Below are 18,611 nucleotides of genomic sequence, written 5' to 3' on the forward strand. Positions count from 1 at the left end.
TTCTCAAAACTCTACTAAGAATATCTAAATGGGGTTAATATTTTAATCAAATTCTTCTGGTTGATATTATTCAATCGAATTCTTCTCAGTATTCCTTACTGGTGGCTAACTGCCCTGAGATTCAATGCTTAAACTTTCTCTAAATCCCAGGCATCATAGGCAAATTCACCTGACAAGATATCTAATTGAACCACTAAGTATTCACCCTGCTCATCCTTATCTAAACGGACAACGGTTCCTAAACGAGAGTTGTTTGTAATGACTCTGTCCCCTCGTTGAAACGATGTTAATGTTTTTCGTTGAGTATTTGCTTTAGAAGTTTCGTATTTCATTGCTAGCATTCTTAACACCATCCTTTTGTGAATGTGAAATCTTACTCTATTTGAGTTTATTTTACCATATTAATAAATTAAAATCTAGTAGCAATTGTGAGATAATTCTAAATAAACTAATGTTATTCTTTGGTAAAAAAAGAGACCCTTGAGGTCTCTTCCTTTTACTACTAAATTATCTTGACGTATTAAATTAGTACATTTGGAGATATTCGTCGATTTCCCAGGGATGGACAATCACTTGGAATCTTTCCCACTCTTTCATTTTTGCTTCTATGTAGCGATTAAAAATATGCTTTCCAAGGGCTTCACGCATCACATCATCCCGCGCTAATTCCTGAAGGGCCTCGAGTAAGCTCCCAGGCAAAGAGTGAATCCCATGTGCTTTTCTTTCTTCCTTACTCATTTCATAGATATTCAAATCAACGGAGGCTGGAGGTTGGAGTTTTTCCTTGATTCCACTCAGTCCAGCTTTCAATTGAACGGCTAAAGCGAGATAAGGATTGCACGAAGGATCTGGGCTTCGTAGTTCTACGCGAGTCGATGCTCCACGCTTCGCAGGAATCCGAATCAAGGGACTGCGATTCCTTCCTGACCAGGCGATATAACAAGGTGCTTCATAACCCGGCACCAAACGTTTGTAAGAGTTGATCGTCGGATTCGTTATGGCCGTAAACGACCGAGCGTGCTTCATTAGCCCTGCCATATAATGATAGGCATCTGAAGAAAGTTGTAGAGGGCCCTCTGGCTCATAGAAGGCATTCTTACCGTTTCTGAAGAGCGACTGATTGGTATGCATCCCCGAGCCCGCGATACCGTAGATGGGTTTTGGCATAAACGTGGCATGGAGTCCATGCCGTTGTGCAACGGTTCGTACGACAAATCTGAACGTCGCAATTTTGTCTGCCGTATCTAAAGCATCGGAGTATTTGAAGTCGATTTCGTGCTGACCAGGGGCAACTTCATGATGTGAGGCTTCTATCTCAAAACCGAGTTGTTCCAAGGCCAAGACCATATCTCTTCTGGCACTCTCCCCTAAATCGACAGGAGTCAAGTCAAAATAACCCGCTTTATCATGCGTGATGGTCGTAGGACGGCCTTCCAAATCCGTCTGAAATAAGAAAAATTCAAGTTCCGGACCGACATTGAACATAAATCCCATGTCTTCTGCTTCAGCAATGACTTTCTTTAACGTGCTTCTGGGACACCCCTCAAACGGTCTTCCCTCCGGATCATAGACATCGCATATCAAACGTGCGACTCCACCGTCGGTAGGCCGCCATGGAAAAATCAGAAACGTATTGGGATCTGGATGAAGGTACATATCTGACTCCTCTATTCGGGCAAATCCTTCGATTGAAGAACCGTCAAACATCATTTCTCCATCCAAAGCCTTTTCAAGTTGTTCAATCGTAATGGCTACATTCTTAAGCACCCCAAAAATATCTGTAAATTGTAATCGGATAAATTTTACACCTTTATCATAGGCTTCTTTCAGGACATCTTCTTTGGTTAGCGACATAAAATTCCCCTCAATTCTACCCGAGTAAATAAAGTATTCCAAGAAAATGAAAAGACCATACTCCTTGCTGAAGAATATGGTGCTTAGTACTCTATTCCTAGGCGGGCCTGGATTCCTTGTTCAAAAGGATGCTTTACTTGTACCATCTCAGTTACTAAATGGGCCTTTTCGATTAAGTTCATAGAGGCATTTCGACCTGTAAGTACGAGCTCAACGTGTTTAGGCTTTTGGTCTATAAGACGAAGTACTTCATCCTCAGTAAGCAACTCGAACCAGATGGCATTAATAATCTCATCAAGAATAACAATGTCCCACTCCCCAGATGCTATAATCTCCTGAGCTCGCCTCAACCCTTTTTGCGCCTCGATACGATCTTCAGGCTGAGCTTGTCCTTTGTGTACCCACCCCTGGGTTCCAAATCCTTCAATTTGGCATTCGGGCTCTAATCGCTTTAAACCAGTAAGTTCACCATAGTCTTGGCGTCCCTTCATAAATTGAAGGATATACACATGGAAGCCATGCCCCACGGCTCGGAGTGTCAAGCCCAAGGCGGCTGTAGTCTTCCCCTTACTCGTACCCGTATAAATCTGAACTAAACCTTCGCTTAAACGCTGCACTTAAAGCACCCTCTTTAACCATTGTTCTAACTGGGGATGAATATAGGCTACATTCGGGGAATGAACAAGTTCCGGAAACTGCTCCACGGCTTTTCGTGTAAATGCTATGGAAAAGAGCATCTTCACCGCCGACTTTTCGTCAACCGCTCTTAATTCTACTTTATCCGGATAGAGATAATATGTATAACTCCCATCTCGCCAAACCACTTCTAATTCGCCAAGCTTTATCTTGATTATCCCAAATTGCTCGACTTTTATTCCACCTATGCTTGAAAATGTCTGACTGAGCTGACCAGCTTCTAAAGCGACTTGACCCGATCTTTGTCGGCTATGCATAAAATGCTCAATAATGAGTCGCGCAGGTGAAGAGATCTCTTCAAATACCCTACGGTGATTTCGTAGTTCCTCTTCCCATTCCTCAAGGAGAGTAACATGAACAGAGTGCACTTTAGAAATCTTCTTTAAGGATTGCTCCAAAACATGATGAATATCTTCTAAACACTCTAATAGTAGAAAATCTTCTTCTCTCACAGCAATTCCTCACTTATCCTTAAACTTTTTTACGGACAATGACTTCCACATCATCCGAAAGCTGCAAACGATAAAGCACTTGGGTCTCTAAGGCTTCATATGTAGCGAGCTTTGCTCTAAGGGCCTCAACGACCTGTTCCTTAATCACGAGTTCATGGATCAAGCTCTCCATCGCTTTGGTCAGTCCAGCCAAATCAGAGGCTGGTGAAGAGTAGAGATTCTGCTGTGTTCCCACTAAATATCGATAAATCTTCGGGGAGCGACGACTACCTTGCTGTACTACTTCAAGTTTTCCAGTTTCAATCAAGCCATCCAAGGCCTTATATATTGTGACTAAGGAAAGCTGCGTTTCCCTTTTCATATCCTCTATGGTGACTTGAATTTCTGAGATTCCTCGCATGGCGGTTTCACGGGCAAAATAATCCTCAATTTTACGTAAGGTTTTATCTTTAACCTTGACCACGATATCACCACCCCTAACTATACTTTATTTTACCTGAAAATGCTGAATATTCCTAGTGTCCTTCCAAAAATTTCAACGTTTCTTCTTTCGCACTCTCTTAGAGATCCTTTGAATTGCTCGTTCCAACTCCTTTGTTTCATACCCAATCTCACGTGCTATTTGTAGAGATTGCCAATAACACTGAAGGGCGTCCAGATAATTATGTCGTTGCTCGTAATATTCAGCCAACCGCTGAACCGCACTCAAGGATATAACATTTTGCCCCACAAGGGTACGGATGGATTCTTGACGATACTTTTCTGCTTCCTCTTCTTGCCCGAGACACTCCGCTAAAAAGGTGAGGTGCTCATAGGCTTCTCCCAGCCTAAGGTCATCTCCTAAATGCTCAAAAAGGGAAGCTGCCTCAATCATAGACTCTTTTGCCGCTGCGAAATCCTGCTTTAACGTCATCAGTTTACCCAAGCTAAGTAAACGCAGGGCCATACCCACGTTCTCCTCATGAGTGCACTCAATTGATAATTTCAAATAGTAGTGAGCTTCGTCCAAAAGATCTAGCCCTTGAAGAATCTTGGCTAAAAAGTAACTACTCTCACTGACTTCTTCCCAAAAAGCAAAGTGTACCTGTAGAACGACTGCACGTTGCAGCGATTCTCTAGCCGCTTCGAGTTCTTGTTGTTCAAATTTCATAAAGGCGAAATACTGCAAGGCATTAATCAACGAATTACGTTCTTGTAGTTTTGCAAAGATTTGACACGAACGAAGAATATAGGATTGCGCTCCTGCTTTATCTCCTTGACGAAAACAAGCTTCCCCAATAAGCACACTGAGCTCCCCCTCGCCCTTCGGGTAACCATAAAGATCACAAAGCTCCATCGCATACCCATAGGTTGCCTGAGCCTCTTTCCAGCGTTCTGCGGCTGAATAGACCTGACCTAAATCACTGTGTAGCATGGCTAGCCTAAGTTGGGGAGAGGTTGAGGGATAGACCTGAATCGCTCGTTTATACCAAACGATTGCGGTCTCGAGATTATTAGTCTCAACTGCAACGCTAGCCAATCCTGCATACGCTTCAGACATTCCCTTTAAGTTAGAAGCTTCTTCACAGATCCGTAAGGCCTCGCGGAATCCACGCTCTGCGGCTTCCGTTTTTCCTTGTTTGACTTGTGCAGTTGCTAATAGGCGTAGAGTAAAAGCCTTAATCACCGGGGCATCAAGTTGATTGGCTACGCGTAGACTCCTCCTAAAAAAGTCCTCTGCTCGTATATATTCTGCTTGTCCTAGATTAGCAGTTCCTTTCTCCATTAAAGTTCGCCAAATTTCCAAAGCATTTTCATTCATAGCATCCCCTCCGTGTCATATCCATCATATGCAGGAAGGGGTTTTTTGGCGCGAAAACAAGCTTGTACACGATTTAATACATAATCTAGACAGTTAAGTCGAAATATGCTAATCTGTTGTTGTAAGGAGGTGTTGGTGTTGAACACGTATCGACCTGCTCCATCTTCAAATTGGCTAACTGCGGTTAAAATCATCCTTTTGATTATTGCACTCTATCTTTCGGCGGTCATTTTAGGCCGTGTCTTCACCTGGATTTTTGCGATTGCTTTTATCTTAATTAAGATTGCCGTCATTTTTGTTACAAGCATCCTAGTCCTTCACTTCTTTATTAAACTTTTGTTTGGTTATGATCTACTGAGGTTAATTTTCGGTACACGCTTTAGTCGTTTCTAATACGATATACAATCTGACTCTAGTAATGATTTCCACTAAAATTTTACTAAGAGCTATAGCAATAGTTTTGTTCTCCTACACTGATAACCCTTATTAAAAAGGGCCCAAAATTGTAATAATTTTGGGCCCTTTTTGGGTTTATTTAATTTGGGTGAGACACGGGGACGGTTCTGTCGTCTTAGCTTTTTTAATATTTGTACAAACTTATTCCTCATGTTCAGGATGACTATTGAATATCCTTTAGGCGAGGGGGGATATTCATGCGTTTTGTTGTTTTTAAGAGACCATCCTGGCGTAATGTTATGCTATGGGCTATCTTACTCTTTGTCGTCATGGCTTACCGTGATAATGTCGCTTCTGTCTTCAGTAACAAACTCAAACCTATTTATTCTGCACAAGTGACTACTCAAGAAATTGGTCTTACCTTCGATATAAGCTGGGGTGAAACCACAGCAGAACCGATTCTGAACACCTTAAAAGAAAAAGGAATTCACGCTACTTTCTTCTTATCAAGTCCATGGGCTTCCAAGCACGAAGCCCTTGTAAAGCGAATCGTCGCTGAGGGGCATGAAATCGGTTCCCATGGTAATCGTCATGTCGACTTAAATACCTTGAGCCCAGGCGAGCTTGAACGTGAAATTCTCACTTCTCAGGAAGTCTTAGAGAAGATTTCGGGTCAAAAGATTTCTTTACTTAGGCCTCCCAACGGAGCCTATGATAATAAGGTGATCAGTGTATCCCAACGTCTCGGCTATAGGGTTATTCAATGGAGTGTTGATTCACTCGATTGGAAGCGCCCGGGGCCGGATGCTGTAATCAATAACGTATTAAATGGGATCCGCAATGGTCATGGAGCTAAGCCAGGAGATATCATACTCTTCCACGCTTCCGATTCCGCACCAGACACAATTAAAGCCCTCCCGATTGTTATCGATCGACTCAAAGCTAGGAATACGTCCTTGGTTCCTGTCGGACAATTATTGAAGAGTGCAACAGAGACTTGGCCTCCAGAAAGCAACTTGAATACGCTAGAAAAGGGAGAGCTAGCTCCTCATAAGTAAGCTCATCTCGTTTAAGCTTACCCATCACGACTGTTTCTTCGCTTGATTCAAAGCATTTTCCGCTTGAACACGCTCCTTAGCTTGGGCCAGTGCCTTTTCAGCATCTCGACGGATGGGGTTAGGCAAGCCACGATTCAAGGCGTTCTGAAAGTTCTTCTCCGCTTCCTTGAAATTCCCTTGCTCATAAAGTTCTGTCCCTGATAAATAATTCAAATAAGCTTCTCCGTCCTTCAAAGTCCCTAATTCTTCTATAGTCTCTTGGTAAATCTGGCGCTCCCCGACCGTAAGGGCAAGGAGCGCTTTTTTTATGAGCAATACTTGTAAACGGTTCGAATCCCCTGAAATCTCTTCAAGCTGAAGACTTAAATCCTTTGCTCTTCCCCACTGACCGCTTGCTAAGGCAAGATCGTACTCTGTTTCGACGACAAGAGGATAATCTGAAGATAATTCATTCGCTCTTTTCCAAGCCTCCTGTGCCCTATCCAGATCTCCAAGGGACATTTCTATTCTCGCTAAACTAATATACTTCAGAACCTTCTCCTCTTTATTCAGTTCGGAGTCCGTCGCAGTCCGAATCTTATCACTTGCTTTTTGGTCATTACCCTCTTTAACCAGAAGTAGACCCTCTGCCAAAGCACGTAGGGACGAAGACTGGAGTGTTTGTATATCCTGTTGAGCTTTGTTCTCCTGATCCATCAGCAGATGGGCCTGAAATAACCAAAATCGATGTTTATCATCCTCAAATTGAGCAAGTTCACCTTCTAAGTCTTCATACTCTCTCTGATTCAGCTTCAGCCAGATTTCCCCATCCCTAATCATGGGAACTTTCTTAAGCCAAGATGCATTGTCACCTATCCAAGCGAGTTCTCCCTTAACTCCTTCGATATCGTAACGGTCAAGTGAACTCCGAACTTCTTTTACATGTCCTATAACGGGAAAATTAATGATTAAACCTATGCAAAAAATGAGTGCAAACCCAACCCCAACGATTCTCTGGACTCTTACTCTCCGTTTTCTTACCGCGGAGGAAGGTCTTTTTTTCTTCGACATCAATCTTTCTCACTCTATTCTAACTTTCTTATGGCTACTAGAAGGCTTAATGCCCTTTCCAAGATGAAAATCCCTCTCCAACTACTTCGGGAACATCTGAGATGGCTAAGAACGCCCTTGGATCCTTCGTATGAATAATCTCCTTCACTTGGGAAATCTCCGTTCGATTGATTACACAATAGACAACCAGTTTATTCTCTCTCGAATAAGCCCCGACTGCATTAAAGAGAGTTACACCTCGATCAAGCTTGTCCATAATGGCTTGGGCTATAGCTTTCGGTTCAGAAGTCACTACAAGTACGCTCTTTGAGTGATTCAACCCTTCCTGGACTAAATCAATCACTTTTGTAGCGATGAACATATAGATCATGGCATACATCGCCATTTCTGGGCGCAGAAGAATGGCGGTTACGATAAAAATAATAGCGTCAATCCCCATAAGAATTTGGCCTACGCTAAAAGAAGTCGTTCTACTGAAAAAGACAGCGAGAATATCTGTACCACCCAAAGACCCCCTGCTACGAAAGATAATACCCATACCAATCCCAGATACAACTCCGCCAAAGATTGCAGCAAGCAGGGCATCGTTCGTTAAGCTCGGTGCAATGCTGCTTAAACTTAAAGCGATAGAAAAGGCACTAACCCCAAGCACACTGTATACGAGAAACGTACGTCCTACCATTTTCCAACCAATCACGAACAAGGGGAGATTCAATAATAAAACAGTCCAACTGATTGGCCAATTTAATAGATAATGAAGAATAATCGCTATCCCTGTAATGCCACCATCCGCTATCTTGTTCGGGATAATAAGCGTGTTAATACTTATGGCAACAATAATAGCTCCCAAAACAATCCCAATGATTCGTTTTAGATGGACCCAAGGCACCTTTGATATCATCTGCTTCAACTTCAAAAGAATCCCATCCATTCTGAAGGTCGACTCGAACCCTCGTGACTCGCCTCAAAAAATCGCATAAATCCCTTTTGATTATACTCCGTTCATCTTCTTCTTGACAACTTTAAAGTAGATCATAAAAGGGGTTAGTCCACAAGCATTGAATACTTTTCCTTTACTCTATCCACAAATTTCCTGAATATTCGTTACGTTTACGGGCAAATTAGTATTAGTGATTCGCGAATCAAGACTCAGAATCAAAAGCATCAGAATCAAATGTGCCTCAGTACTTAAACAAAAGACAACATTAGGAGGTAACTTATCATGGCGAAGTACAATTTACCAGTCGACAAAAACACGATTGCTTCCGAATTAGGTGTTCAACTTGGTGCAGAACGTACAGCTCGTCAAAATGGTTCTGTTGGTGGGGAAATGGTTCGTCGGACATTTGCAAGCTTCGGAAAAAGTTAATAGCATCAAACATACAGAAAAAGACCGGTTTAAAAACTGGTCTTTTTCTTTGGTCCTGTTGTCGTAAAAACAAAAACGCTACGATCTTGCAGCGTCTACATTCGTTATGGTGCGCCCGGCAGGATTTGAACCTGCGACCTGCGGCCTCGGAAACCGTCACTCTATCCCCTGAGCTACGAGCGCTTGAAATCAATTTGCTCTATTACTTTACTAAAACCTCTAGTGTTTGTCAAGCATAAAGACTTTAAATATCGTTGTTTTAGATATGCTGAGGTTTAATTAGAATGTTCTAACGTCAGCTTATAGGTCTATTTCACGCGAAAGTAATCTCTTACAGCCTGGTAAATCTCCTCATGAATTTCTTCGATGGACTTTAGCTTTTGTTCACTGGAAACACACGAGATATTAACCCAATTCTCACGAATCCGTACACGTTGTGCGTTTTCGTAGGATTGTCTTAAAAATTCCAGATTCGTTTCATGGATATCCTGCTCAGAAACTGAGGATTTACCCACCCTCGTAGCAATAAAACTAATGCTATACTCTGGTGGCATATTAAGGTAAAGGATTAAATCCGGCTGGGGCAGCCCCATCAGTCGATACTCAAAATCTTTTAACCAATCCAGGTAGCTCTCCCAATCGAGTGTTTCTTTAATTTTAACCGCTTGGTGAATCATGTTCGACGTTGTATAGCGATCCGCAAGGACAATTCCACCTTGACGGTAAAAGTCTTCCCAGAGCTCCTTGAACGAAGCAAAGCGATCAACCGCATAAAAAGTAGAAGCTGCATAAGGATTCACAGCATTGGGGTCCTTTCCAAACTCTCCACCGAGGTACATCTTCACAAGTGCCGAAGAAGGGCTCGAGTAATTTGGAAACTCTACTTTCTTTGCCTGAAATCCTTCTTGCGTCAGTCGATTCCAGAGTTTCTTCGTTTGTGTCGCTTTGCCGCTTCCATCTCCGCCCTCTATTATAATGAGTTTTCCCATGCTCACATTTCCTTCTTCCTGCTTAGCTTTGCTCATAAATATTTCACTATCTTTTCTGCAGCGTCCTGATTCTCGTCCAATTTTCGTGTCTTACCAAAACATTCTAACATATCCACCATATTTTACGGAAGATAACTGATTTAGATTTACGAAAGTTATCTGTTTTAGAAAAGAAAAAAAGCTAGCGTGCTTAGACGCTAGCTTTATGCTTATACAATATGACAGGCAACCAAGTGCCCATTTCCCATATCTCTTAACTGAGGCTCTACCTCGGCACACTCTGGCTTAGCATAACGGCAGCGTGTCCGGAGGCGACAACCGCTTGGAGGATTAATCGGACTTGGGACATCCCCCTCCAAGATGATGCGCTGCCGGGTTTCCTCGATGACTGGATCCGGAATAGGAATAGCTGATAGCAGCGCCTGGGTATAGGGATGGAGTGGGGTCTTATACAGCTCATTGCTCTCAGATAACTCCACAATCTTCCCTAGATACATGACCGCAATGCGACTACTAATATGCTTAACCATGGCCAAGTCATGGGCGATGAATAAATACGTCAATCCTAAATCCCTTTGCAAGTCTTCAAGAAGATTGACGACTTGAGCCTGAATCGAAACGTCAAGTGCAGAAATAGGTTCGTCTGCGATGACAAAATCAGGCTCAACAGCAAGAGCACGGGCAATCCCGATACGCTGTCTCTGTCCCCCAGAAAATTCGTGCGCGAAACGATTAGCATGTTCCTTACTCAATCCGACAAGATTCAGAAGCTCATAGATACGTTCCTGACGGGCTTTACCCGTTGCAAGCTTATGAATGTCAATCGCTTCCCCGATGACATCTCCACAAGTCATCCTAGGGTTGATGGAAGCATAGGGATCCTGGAAGATCATCTGCATTTGGCGACGCACATGCAGCATTTCCTTTTTATCCTTCTTAAAGATATTCTCTCCTTTAAAAAGGACCTCACCAGCAGTCGCTTCATAGAGACGGAGAATCGTGCGACCTGCCGTCGACTTACCACAACCGGACTCCCCAACGAAGCCAACGGTCTCCCCCTTAAAAATATCAAGACTGATATCATCCACTGCCTTAAGGACTTGATTTCCACCAACATGGAAATGTTTCTTAAGGTTTTTGACTTCTACTAATTTTTCTTTCGATGCCACTATGCTTTCCTCCTCACGGGTGCCTCGACTTTAGGAGCATCAGGATGCATTAGCCAGCACGCTGCATGATGTCCTTCACTCACCTGTTCCATAGAGGGCATATGCTCTACACACGCTTTCATTGCATAATCACAACGTGGAGCAAAGGGACATCCTACCGGTGGTTTAAACAAATCCGGGGGTTGTCCAAAAATAGGAATGAGCCGTTCCTTGTCATCATCATCGAGCCTCGGAACAGATTTCAACAATCCCCACGTGTAAGGATGCTTCGGAGCATAGAATATATCCTTAACGCTCCCTGACTCCACAATCTTTCCACCGTACATAACAATGACACGTTCAGCAAGGTCTGCTACTACGCCCAAATCATGTGTAATAAGAATAATCGCGGTATCCAGTTTCGTCTTAAGGTCCCGCATCAAATCAATAATCTGAGCTTGAATCGTCACATCGAGCGCCGTTGTTGGTTCGTCAGCGATTAACAACTTGGGATTCGCAGCTAACGCAATGGCGATCATGGCCCGTTGACGCATACCGCCACTAAATTCGTGAGGGTACTGAGCGTAACGATCTCCCGGATTAGGAATTCCTACAAGGGTTAACAGCTCAATGGCACGCGCCTTCGCCCGCTCATTGGACATTTTAAGGTGTTTGATTAGGCCCTCCGTTATTTGGCGGCCGATGGTCATCGTTGGATTTAAGGAAGTCATCGGATCTTGGAAGATCGTACCGATATCCCTACCACGAATAGTTTCCATTTCTCTTTCAGTTGCTTTCGTAAGATCCTTTCCCTCGAAAAGGACACGACCCGATTTAATCTTGCCCGGTGGGACAGGAATTAAACGCGTAATAGACTGAGCGGTAACCGATTTCCCACACCCAGATTCTCCAACAATTGCTAGCGCTTCTCCCTTATTCAGAAAGAAATTCACTCCGCGCACTGACTGGACTTCTCCTGCATAGGTAAAGAAGGAAACTTGTAAATCTTCTACTTTGAGTAATTCAGACATCTCTTGTCCCACCTCCTATTTCCGCATTCTTGGATCAAGAGCATCACGTAAGCCATCACCAAGGAAGTTAAATGCAAGCATCGTCAGACAGATAAAGAACGCCGGGAAAAATATTAACCAAGGATAGGAGCGGAACGCACCAATCCCGTCATTTGCAAGCACTCCCCAGCTTGCCATGGGAACACTAACCCCAAGGCCTAAGAAGCTCAAGAAGGATTCTGAGAAGATGGCTTCAGGAACAGCAAGCGTTACTTCTACAATAATCGGGCCCAGGGAATTTGGGATGAGATGGCGAGTTAAAATACGCCAGTTACTCGCTCCAAGAGCTCTTGCAGCCATGACGTATTCTTGGTTTTTCAACTGAAGAACCTGACCACGGACAATCCGAGCCATTCTTAACCAATAAACGGCACCAAGAGCAATAAAGATCGTCTTTAGACCACCATCGTTGAAATAGAGGGTTAGTAAGATAACATAGAGTAGAAATGGTATTCCCCAGAGGATCTCAACGATTCTCATCATAATAGTGTCAACTTTTCCGCCAACCAAGCCAGAGATTCCACCGTAGAAAACACCAATAACGAAAGTAATAATCGCAGTTCCAACACCAATGGAAAGCGAGATTCGAGCCCCATACCAAATTCGAGTAAATAAGTCTCTTCCTAAGGCATCTGATCCAAACCAATACTCACTCCCGGGTGCCATATAGGTTTTATCGAGGTGATTTTCTCTAAAATCAAAGCCACTCAGATAAGGGCCAAACATCGCCATCAGGATTAAGAACCCTATGATATACAATCCAGTCATCGCTAATTTATGCTGTTTTAAACGTCTCCAGGCATCTTGCCAGTAGGTCAAACTTGGACGGACAATCGCTTCCGCCTGTTTCAAGTCTTTATCAACTGGCGTGAACATCTCACTAGATAAACTCACTTTACTCCCCTCCACTCGCTAATTTAATTCGTGGGTCAATCACTGCATATAAAATATCCACTATAAGATTCATGATTAGCAAAAAGAGGCTGTAAAAGATGGTAACGCCTAGAATGACGGTATAGTCACGGTTAGTGATACTCATTACGAACCATTTTCCTAGACCAGGAATAGCAAAAATCTGTTCAACTACAAAACTTCCAGTAAATACCCCCGCGATCATGGGCCCGAGGTAAGTTACGACTGGCATCAATGCATTCCGCATTGCATGACGATATACGATAACACGCTGATTCAAGCCTTTTGACTTCGCAGTTTTAATATAATCTTGATTTAAGACATCAATCATACTCGCTCTGGTAAAACGGGCGATCGTCGCCATCGGTAAAAGGGATAGAGCAAAGGCCGGCATAATAATTTGCTTCCAAGATCCCCACATGGCCACGGGTAAAATCTTGAATTTGACCCCTAAGAAATACATCAAAAGAGGTGCCATTACAAAGCTTGGGACAGAAATACCAATGGTCGCAAAAATCATCGCGGTATAGTCCTGCCAACGGCTCTGCTTCAGAGCAGCAATGATACCGAGAAGTAAACCCAGAGCCAAAGCAGTAATTACTGCAATAGCACCTAAAGTCGCTGAGACCGGAAATCCCTGCTTAATGATATCGTTGACCGTTTGTGATTCATAGCGAAAAGAGGGTCCAAAATCTCCATGGAGTAGGTTTCCCCAATAATCTGCAAACTGTTTGGTCAATGGGTCATTCAAATGAAACTTTTCATTTAAATTATCCATAATAACCTGATTAACCTTTTTTTCCGAATCAAACGGCCCACCCGGAATGGTGTGCATGATGGTAAACGTAATTGAAACAATGACGAATAATGCCATAAGAGTTGCAACGATACGTTTCAGCACAAACCTTAACAATTTTCCCACCTCCAAAAAATTCCGTTTGGGCCTCGACAGAGTTGAGGTATATGTGCAGATGCACATATACCTCAGTAAGTGCCCATTCAGTCAATTAACATGCTGTCAATGAATTTTCCTTGAATTCTTAGTGTTTTTCTACAGACGCCCATTTAAACTCAACGTTCGGACCAAAAGAAGGAACGATATAACCCTTAAGATAGGACTTAGCATAGTAAGGATTCGTGTAGAAGTAAATCGGAAGAATGATTTGATCGTCCATCATGAGCTTCTCTGCCTTGTGCATCAGTTCAAAGCGTTTCTTTGTATCGCCTTCGGCATTAACAGCTGCAATGGTTTTGTCGAACTCAGCATTACTCCAGAACGTATCGTTGTTTCCACCGATATTTGCTGTAGTGTAGAGATCAACGAAGGTCATTGGATCGAGGTAGTCAGCTCCCCAACCTGCACGAGCGATTTGGAAATCTCCGCTCTTACGAGCTTTAAGATAGGATCCCCACTCCATGGTTTTAACAGAAATGTTCGAAATACCGAGGTTTGTCTTCCACATTTCCAAGATTGCTGACGCAATCTTTACGTGTGCTTCGTTGTCGTTGACCATAAGCTCTACTTTAGGGAAGTTCTTACCATCTGGATAGCCAGCTTCAGCTAAAAGTTTCTTAGCTTCTGCGACATCCTCTTTGAAGTAATCTCCACCTACTGTACGGAAATCTTTTGTAGTGTCAGCATCCGGGAACCCTGAGGGAACGAAGCCAAAAGCAGGTTTTTGATTAGCTTTAGTTACGTTCTTAACGATAGATTCACGGCTAATCGCCATAGCAAAGGCTTTACGAACTTTAGGATCATCGAAAGGCTTAGCTTTGGTGTTAAAGGTATAGTAGTAAGTGGTCAAATCTGGAGCAAGCGCAACAGTTTTGTCCTTAAGTAAACGCTCAATTTCTTCGGTCGGCGGATCATCACCAAAGTCGATTTGCCCAGTCTCAAACATATTGTACTCTGTAGAAGCTTTGGTTACAGAAGTAAAGACGAGTGTGTCTAACTTAACAGAACCTTTGTCCCAATAGTTATCATTCTTAGCGAATTCAAACTTTTGGTTTTTCTCCCACTTCGTCATTTTGAAAGGACCATTTCCTACGTAGCTATCCAATTTGGTAGCCCAATCCTTGTCAGCAGAAACGACCTTTTTATTAACAGGCATTAAGGTTCCAAAAGCAGTAAGACCTAGGAACTGAGGTGCAGGACCGCTCAGCTTAACTTCAAGAGTTTTCGCGTCAAGGGCTTTTACCCCAACCTTACTGAAATCCTTCTCTTTTCCTTCGTTATACGCTTGACCATTCTCCAAGTAGTATAATTGATAGGAATATGGAGAAGCTGTTGCAGGATTTAGGACACGTTCCCATGCGAAGACGAAGTCATCAGCAGTTACTGGATCACCATTGGACCATTTGCTATCTTTAAGTTTGAAGGTATAGGTCTTCTTATCATCGCTGATTTTCCATTCAGAAGCCATACCTGGTGTAACTTTAGCATCCTTGTCATACCGGACAAGACCTTCAAAGACCGCATTGATAACAGTAAGGTCAGGCGCACCTTGTGCTTTAGCTGGATCAATGGTCTCAGGTTCAGCAGCATTGTTGTAAGTAATTACTTGTGGGACTTTCTCCGCTGGAGCTGCTGCATTGCCGCCGCCTGTGCTGCCACAACCTGTGACGAGCAGCCCTAGTACGACGAGCATCGAAGTAAGGGTAGCTAATTTTTTACTTTTAAACATTCTTTCTTTCTTTCCTCCTTAGTTAAATAATCATAATACTTGCGAACTTTCTTTATTGCCTAGTTTCGACCACCTCCTCAAAGGTAATTCCTCTATGGTGGTTTATTTAGGCCTGTAAATTTACGAACTAGACTTCATCTTTTTTATCTACTTCGCAAGTTTCACTCTAACTACTTAAGTGTACAGGCCAAAAATAAATTTGTCTAATAAAATTTTTTTGAACAAGCAATTTAATTTTTTCCAATTTTTCAATATGGGTATTTTCTATTTTGGCAAATCAATTTGGCATCTATTTATTTAGCATCTAAAAGAAGCTCCCCATTTTCAATGAGAGGAATACCATCTACCCAAAGATCCAAATCTGTCATAACTAATGGCCAATGTATGGAAGCACTATTTTTCCCACCAAAGATGCTATTTTCGCCGAGCGCTAGGTGAATGCTCCCTAATTGCTTGGTATCACAAACTTGGTAGCCGATCATCTGTTTGATCCAGGGATTGAGGCCTATTCCCAATTCTCCAAGGACCCTTCTCCCCTCTTCACCCGATTCAAAAAATTGGTTAAGCTTATCTCCATTCTTACTAGCGGAAAATTCAACAACTTTACCCTTCGAAAATCTCAGGCGAATTCCCTCGATACGTTCACCCTGATAATAACCCAAGTCAAAGACTGCGCTTCCTTCTGCAGATCCCTCTATCGGTGCGAGATAAACTTCTCCACTGGGCAAATTTATAAACGTATCGTCCTTCTTCAAATCGTCATCAGTAATCATTCCATCATCGATCAAAGGATTTCGACCTTCGATAGAAAGCGACAAATCTGTACCTTTTGCAGATCGGATCTGAACCTTCTTACCCTGTCTCAGAATCTCAGCAAGCATACTTGCTGAATCTTCTAGTTGATGGTAATCGATATCGATGCTCTTCCAGAAGGTATCATGTAATTGAATGAAGTCAAGGTTCATATTGGCTGCTTGAGTATGCGTGGGATAACCAATAAAGGCCCATTTAACTTTTCTCTCATAAAGTTGATTGCGGACATTGGCCCATGCCTTGCGATAGGACTCAACTTGCTCATGGGGTATACCCTTGACCATAAAGGGGTCGACAATGTGTTCTAACATAATGAGTGTCGTTACTGGGCGAAAGGTCTCTGCTAATAGTCTAAAGTATTTCTCAAGATAGAGCGAGCTAGCTTCCTCGATTAGCTGCTCTTTAACTCTTGGCGTATTCAGAGTTAACAAGGGATACGCCCCGACCCTTTGTATTTCGACAGTAAGTGGCTCTATGAGATCCATCTGTTGCGTTCCTGCAATAATTGCGACCACTTCGCCCTGTTTAATTTGCAGACTTGTCTCTACGATCTTATGAGCTAAGGCTTGAACGTCAACCTTTAATCGATGAACTCTCCTCCATGATAGGATATCCTTCTTTACGAAATCAACGGACCGCGTTTCATTCTTCTCGAAATAATCCCCTAAGGATTGATCGATAAAATAGTTATTAGCGACAGCCCGGTAATACTTTTCTAAGATTCCACCCTTCTCCACGGTGTGAACCAATTCGATCAAACCTTGTTTTTCGAGTTCCTTAACATGGTAGTGTATCTTGGAGGACGATTGATGAACCTGACTTGCAAGTTGTTTAGCTGTCAAATTCTGGTGAATCAGTAATTTCAACAGTTTAATCCTTAAAGGATCACAGATCGCTTTTACTTTTTCTAAATCACTTAGTACGCTAATATCTTTCATGGTTCACCTTACTCATCTTTTTTTTTAGAATGCAGCTTGCTCTAGAAATCGATTAAACTGTACTGTCTTCCGAAACTTCGAAAGCCTAGCCTTACAAAAGGACACCATGAAAGTAGACTTTTTAGTACACGTTTCAACGAAACAAACTATTATAGAAAAAATATACTAGTTTTATTCGATATATGTCCGTCATTTCCTGCTTACGGTCAAATTTTTTTGAATGAATCAATTACTTTTAATGACCAAAAAACTAAAACGGGCTACTTAGCCCGTTTATGTTATATATGCTTTATATCATATTTACTTCTATATCTATCTATGTCTAACTCACTTTGCTCATCACTCTTAATTTATCGGCCAGAAGTGCTACAAACTCGGAATTTGTCGGTTTTTGCCTTTCAATATTCATTGAGTAACCAAAAATCCGTTTGAGTGTTTCCGTATGACCCCGTTCCCAAGCAAGCTCAATGGCATGCCGTATCCCCCGCTCTACTCGGCTTGGCGCTGTATCATATTTCTTTGCAATAGCAGGATACAGTTCCTTTGTAACCGCTCCTAAGAGAGAGACATCTTCAACAACCATCAGAATGGCGTCCCTTATGTATTGATACCCTTTGACATGGGCGGGAATTCCAATCTGATGCATCATTGAAGTTACCTCTGCACCTAGGTTAACACGACTTCCCGCATTTGTAACTGGGCTGACAGAGGAAGACATCATAGCCGGTACGGCTTGTGTATCCTGGGTCAGGCTCCGGATCCGTTTACCGAGAATTTCTAAATCAAAGGGCTTTAGGATAAAATAATCTACCCCTAATACCATAGCCTGATGTGTTAAAGATTCCTGTCCAAAAGCTGTCAGCATAATGATCTTAGGACGGGAGGCACTTGCCCGAGCATTAATTCTTTCAAGAACACCTAGCCCATCCAAGCTAGGCATAACCAAATCGATAATGACCAAATCAGGTTCTTGGGATTGAATCTGTTCCCAGGCCTCCACTCCATTATACGCGATACCTACGACCTGAAGATCTTCCTGGCTGTGAAGAAAGTCTTGCAACATTTGACATAGGCTACGGTTGTCATCTGCGACAACAATTTTGATTTTCTTACCCATTCCGCTATCATCCCGCCTTATGGTATTTTCCGGTCCTAATATCTCGTTATAATGTCATATCTCTCTTGTCTTGCCGGTGACCTTATTATACGTTAGCTTAGATGTCGAAATCGTAAAAAATAAGTAAGTATGTATTCCGAGGTTTGCAAGTTTACGCCTTGATATAACAACCATCTTGGATAAATGTGGTAATTATTCGTTCATCAAATATTTCCATTATTCTCCAGGTGGGATAATTCTAAGAAGAAAATCACGAATATAAAA

19 protein-coding genes and 1 tRNA gene are annotated in these 18,611 nt (G+C 42.5%); 3 read left to right on the forward strand and 17 right to left on the reverse strand.

Annotated features, from left to right (window positions below; translation table 11 throughout):
• Positions 1-128 precede the first annotated feature (128 nt).
• The 6 genes from ACZ42W_RS14225 to ACZ42W_RS14250 form a co-directional block, all read right to left on the reverse strand.
• Positions 129-332: a hypothetical protein gene (locus tag ACZ42W_RS14225; protein ID WP_464166001.1), complete on the reverse strand. Its 204-nt coding sequence runs from the start codon at positions 330-332 to the stop codon at positions 129-131.
• 193 nt (positions 333-525) lie between these two features.
• Positions 526-1,854: a type I glutamate--ammonia ligase gene (gene glnA / locus ACZ42W_RS14230; protein WP_464166002.1), complete on the reverse strand. Its 1,329-nt coding sequence runs from the start codon at positions 1,852-1,854 to the stop codon at positions 526-528.
• An 83-nt stretch (positions 1,855-1,937) separates the two neighbouring features.
• Entirely contained in the window at positions 1,938-2,471 is a 534-nt protein-coding gene (cobO, locus tag ACZ42W_RS14235) for a cob(I)yrinic acid a,c-diamide adenosyltransferase (protein ID WP_464166003.1), read from the reverse strand.
• Positions 2,472-3,002, reverse strand: a complete 531-nt coding sequence (locus ACZ42W_RS14240) for a hypothetical protein (RefSeq protein ID WP_464166004.1) — start codon at positions 3,000-3,002, stop codon at positions 2,472-2,474.
• Positions 3,003-3,021: 19 nt separating this feature from the next.
• Positions 3,022-3,465, reverse strand: coding sequence for a hypothetical protein (locus ACZ42W_RS14245; protein WP_464166005.1), 444 nt, complete (start codon positions 3,463-3,465; stop codon positions 3,022-3,024).
• 72 nt (positions 3,466-3,537) lie between these two features.
• A complete protein-coding gene (locus ACZ42W_RS14250; RefSeq protein WP_464166006.1) occupies positions 3,538-4,803 on the reverse strand; it encodes a tetratricopeptide repeat protein in 1,266 nt (421 codons plus the stop codon).
• Positions 4,804-4,941: 138 nt separating this feature from the next.
• Here ACZ42W_RS14250 and ACZ42W_RS14255 point away from each other — a divergent pair, with 138 nt between their 5' ends.
• Both ACZ42W_RS14255 and ACZ42W_RS14260 read left to right on the forward strand, forming a co-directional pair.
• Positions 4,942-5,196 (forward strand): hypothetical protein, encoded by a 255-nt coding sequence (locus ACZ42W_RS14255; RefSeq protein ID WP_464166007.1) that lies wholly within the window; start codon positions 4,942-4,944, stop codon positions 5,194-5,196.
• Positions 5,197-5,456: 260 nt separating this feature from the next.
• Entirely contained in the window at positions 5,457-6,257 is an 801-nt protein-coding gene (locus ACZ42W_RS14260; RefSeq protein ID WP_464166008.1) for a polysaccharide deacetylase family protein, read from the forward strand.
• Between the two features lie 24 nt (positions 6,258-6,281).
• Here the strand turns inward: ACZ42W_RS14260 and ACZ42W_RS14265 are convergent, their stop codons facing one another.
• Complete coding sequence (locus ACZ42W_RS14265; protein WP_464166009.1) at positions 6,282-7,307, reverse strand: tetratricopeptide repeat protein; 1,026 nt, start codon at positions 7,305-7,307, stop codon at positions 6,282-6,284.
• 46 nt (positions 7,308-7,353) lie between these two features.
• The gene (locus tag ACZ42W_RS14270) at positions 7,354-8,238 is read right to left on the reverse strand and encodes a YitT family protein (RefSeq protein ID WP_464166010.1); all 885 of its coding nucleotides are present in this window, start codon (positions 8,236-8,238) and stop codon (positions 7,354-7,356) included.
• A gap of 291 nt (positions 8,239-8,529) precedes the next feature.
• Here ACZ42W_RS14270 and ACZ42W_RS14275 point away from each other — a divergent pair, with 291 nt between their 5' ends.
• On the forward strand, positions 8,530-8,676 hold the full coding sequence (locus ACZ42W_RS14275; protein ID WP_464166011.1) for a small, acid-soluble spore protein, alpha/beta type: 147 nt from the start codon (positions 8,530-8,532) through the stop codon (positions 8,674-8,676).
• Between the two features lie 107 nt (positions 8,677-8,783).
• Here the strand turns inward: ACZ42W_RS14275 and ACZ42W_RS14280 are convergent.
• The 9 genes from ACZ42W_RS14280 to spo0A all read right to left on the reverse strand — a co-directional run bounded on the left by ACZ42W_RS14280 (position 8,784) and on the right by spo0A (position 18,347).
• A tRNA-Arg gene (locus ACZ42W_RS14280) sits at positions 8,784-8,859 on the reverse strand.
• Between the two features lie 125 nt (positions 8,860-8,984).
• Complete coding sequence (locus ACZ42W_RS14285) at positions 8,985-9,665, reverse strand: dTMP kinase (RefSeq protein ID WP_464166012.1); 681 nt, start codon at positions 9,663-9,665, stop codon at positions 8,985-8,987.
• A gap of 209 nt (positions 9,666-9,874) precedes the next feature.
• Positions 9,875-10,834 (reverse strand): ABC transporter ATP-binding protein, encoded by a 960-nt coding sequence (locus ACZ42W_RS14290; RefSeq protein WP_464166013.1) that lies wholly within the window; start codon positions 10,832-10,834, stop codon positions 9,875-9,877.
• Complete coding sequence (locus ACZ42W_RS14295) at positions 10,834-11,844, reverse strand: ABC transporter ATP-binding protein (protein ID WP_464166014.1); 1,011 nt, start codon at positions 11,842-11,844, stop codon at positions 10,834-10,836. The genes ACZ42W_RS14290 and ACZ42W_RS14295 overlap by 1 nt, the downstream gene beginning before the upstream one ends.
• Before the next feature lie 15 nt (positions 11,845-11,859).
• Positions 11,860-12,777, reverse strand: coding sequence for an ABC transporter permease (locus tag ACZ42W_RS14300; RefSeq protein ID WP_464166015.1), 918 nt, complete (start codon positions 12,775-12,777; stop codon positions 11,860-11,862).
• A gap of 1 nt (position 12,778) precedes the next feature.
• Positions 12,779-13,708 carry an ABC transporter permease gene (locus ACZ42W_RS14305; protein WP_464166016.1) on the reverse strand — a complete coding sequence of 310 codons (930 nt, stop codon included), beginning with the start codon at positions 13,706-13,708 and terminating at the stop codon, positions 12,779-12,781.
• 127 nt (positions 13,709-13,835) lie between these two features.
• Positions 13,836-15,479 carry a peptide ABC transporter substrate-binding protein gene (locus ACZ42W_RS14310; protein ID WP_464166017.1) on the reverse strand — a complete coding sequence of 548 codons (1,644 nt, stop codon included), beginning with the start codon at positions 15,477-15,479 and terminating at the stop codon, positions 13,836-13,838.
• Positions 15,480-15,772: 293 nt separating this feature from the next.
• Positions 15,773-17,230, reverse strand: coding sequence for an aminopeptidase (locus tag ACZ42W_RS14315; RefSeq protein ID WP_464166018.1), 1,458 nt, complete (start codon positions 17,228-17,230; stop codon positions 15,773-15,775).
• Positions 17,231-17,552: 322 nt separating this feature from the next.
• The gene (gene spo0A / locus ACZ42W_RS14320; RefSeq protein WP_464166019.1) at positions 17,553-18,347 is read right to left on the reverse strand and encodes a sporulation transcription factor Spo0A; all 795 of its coding nucleotides are present in this window, start codon (positions 18,345-18,347) and stop codon (positions 17,553-17,555) included.
• Between the last annotated feature and the right edge of the window lie 264 nt (positions 18,348-18,611).

It is taken from the genome of Desulfitobacterium elongatum (genome assembly GCF_055378975.1).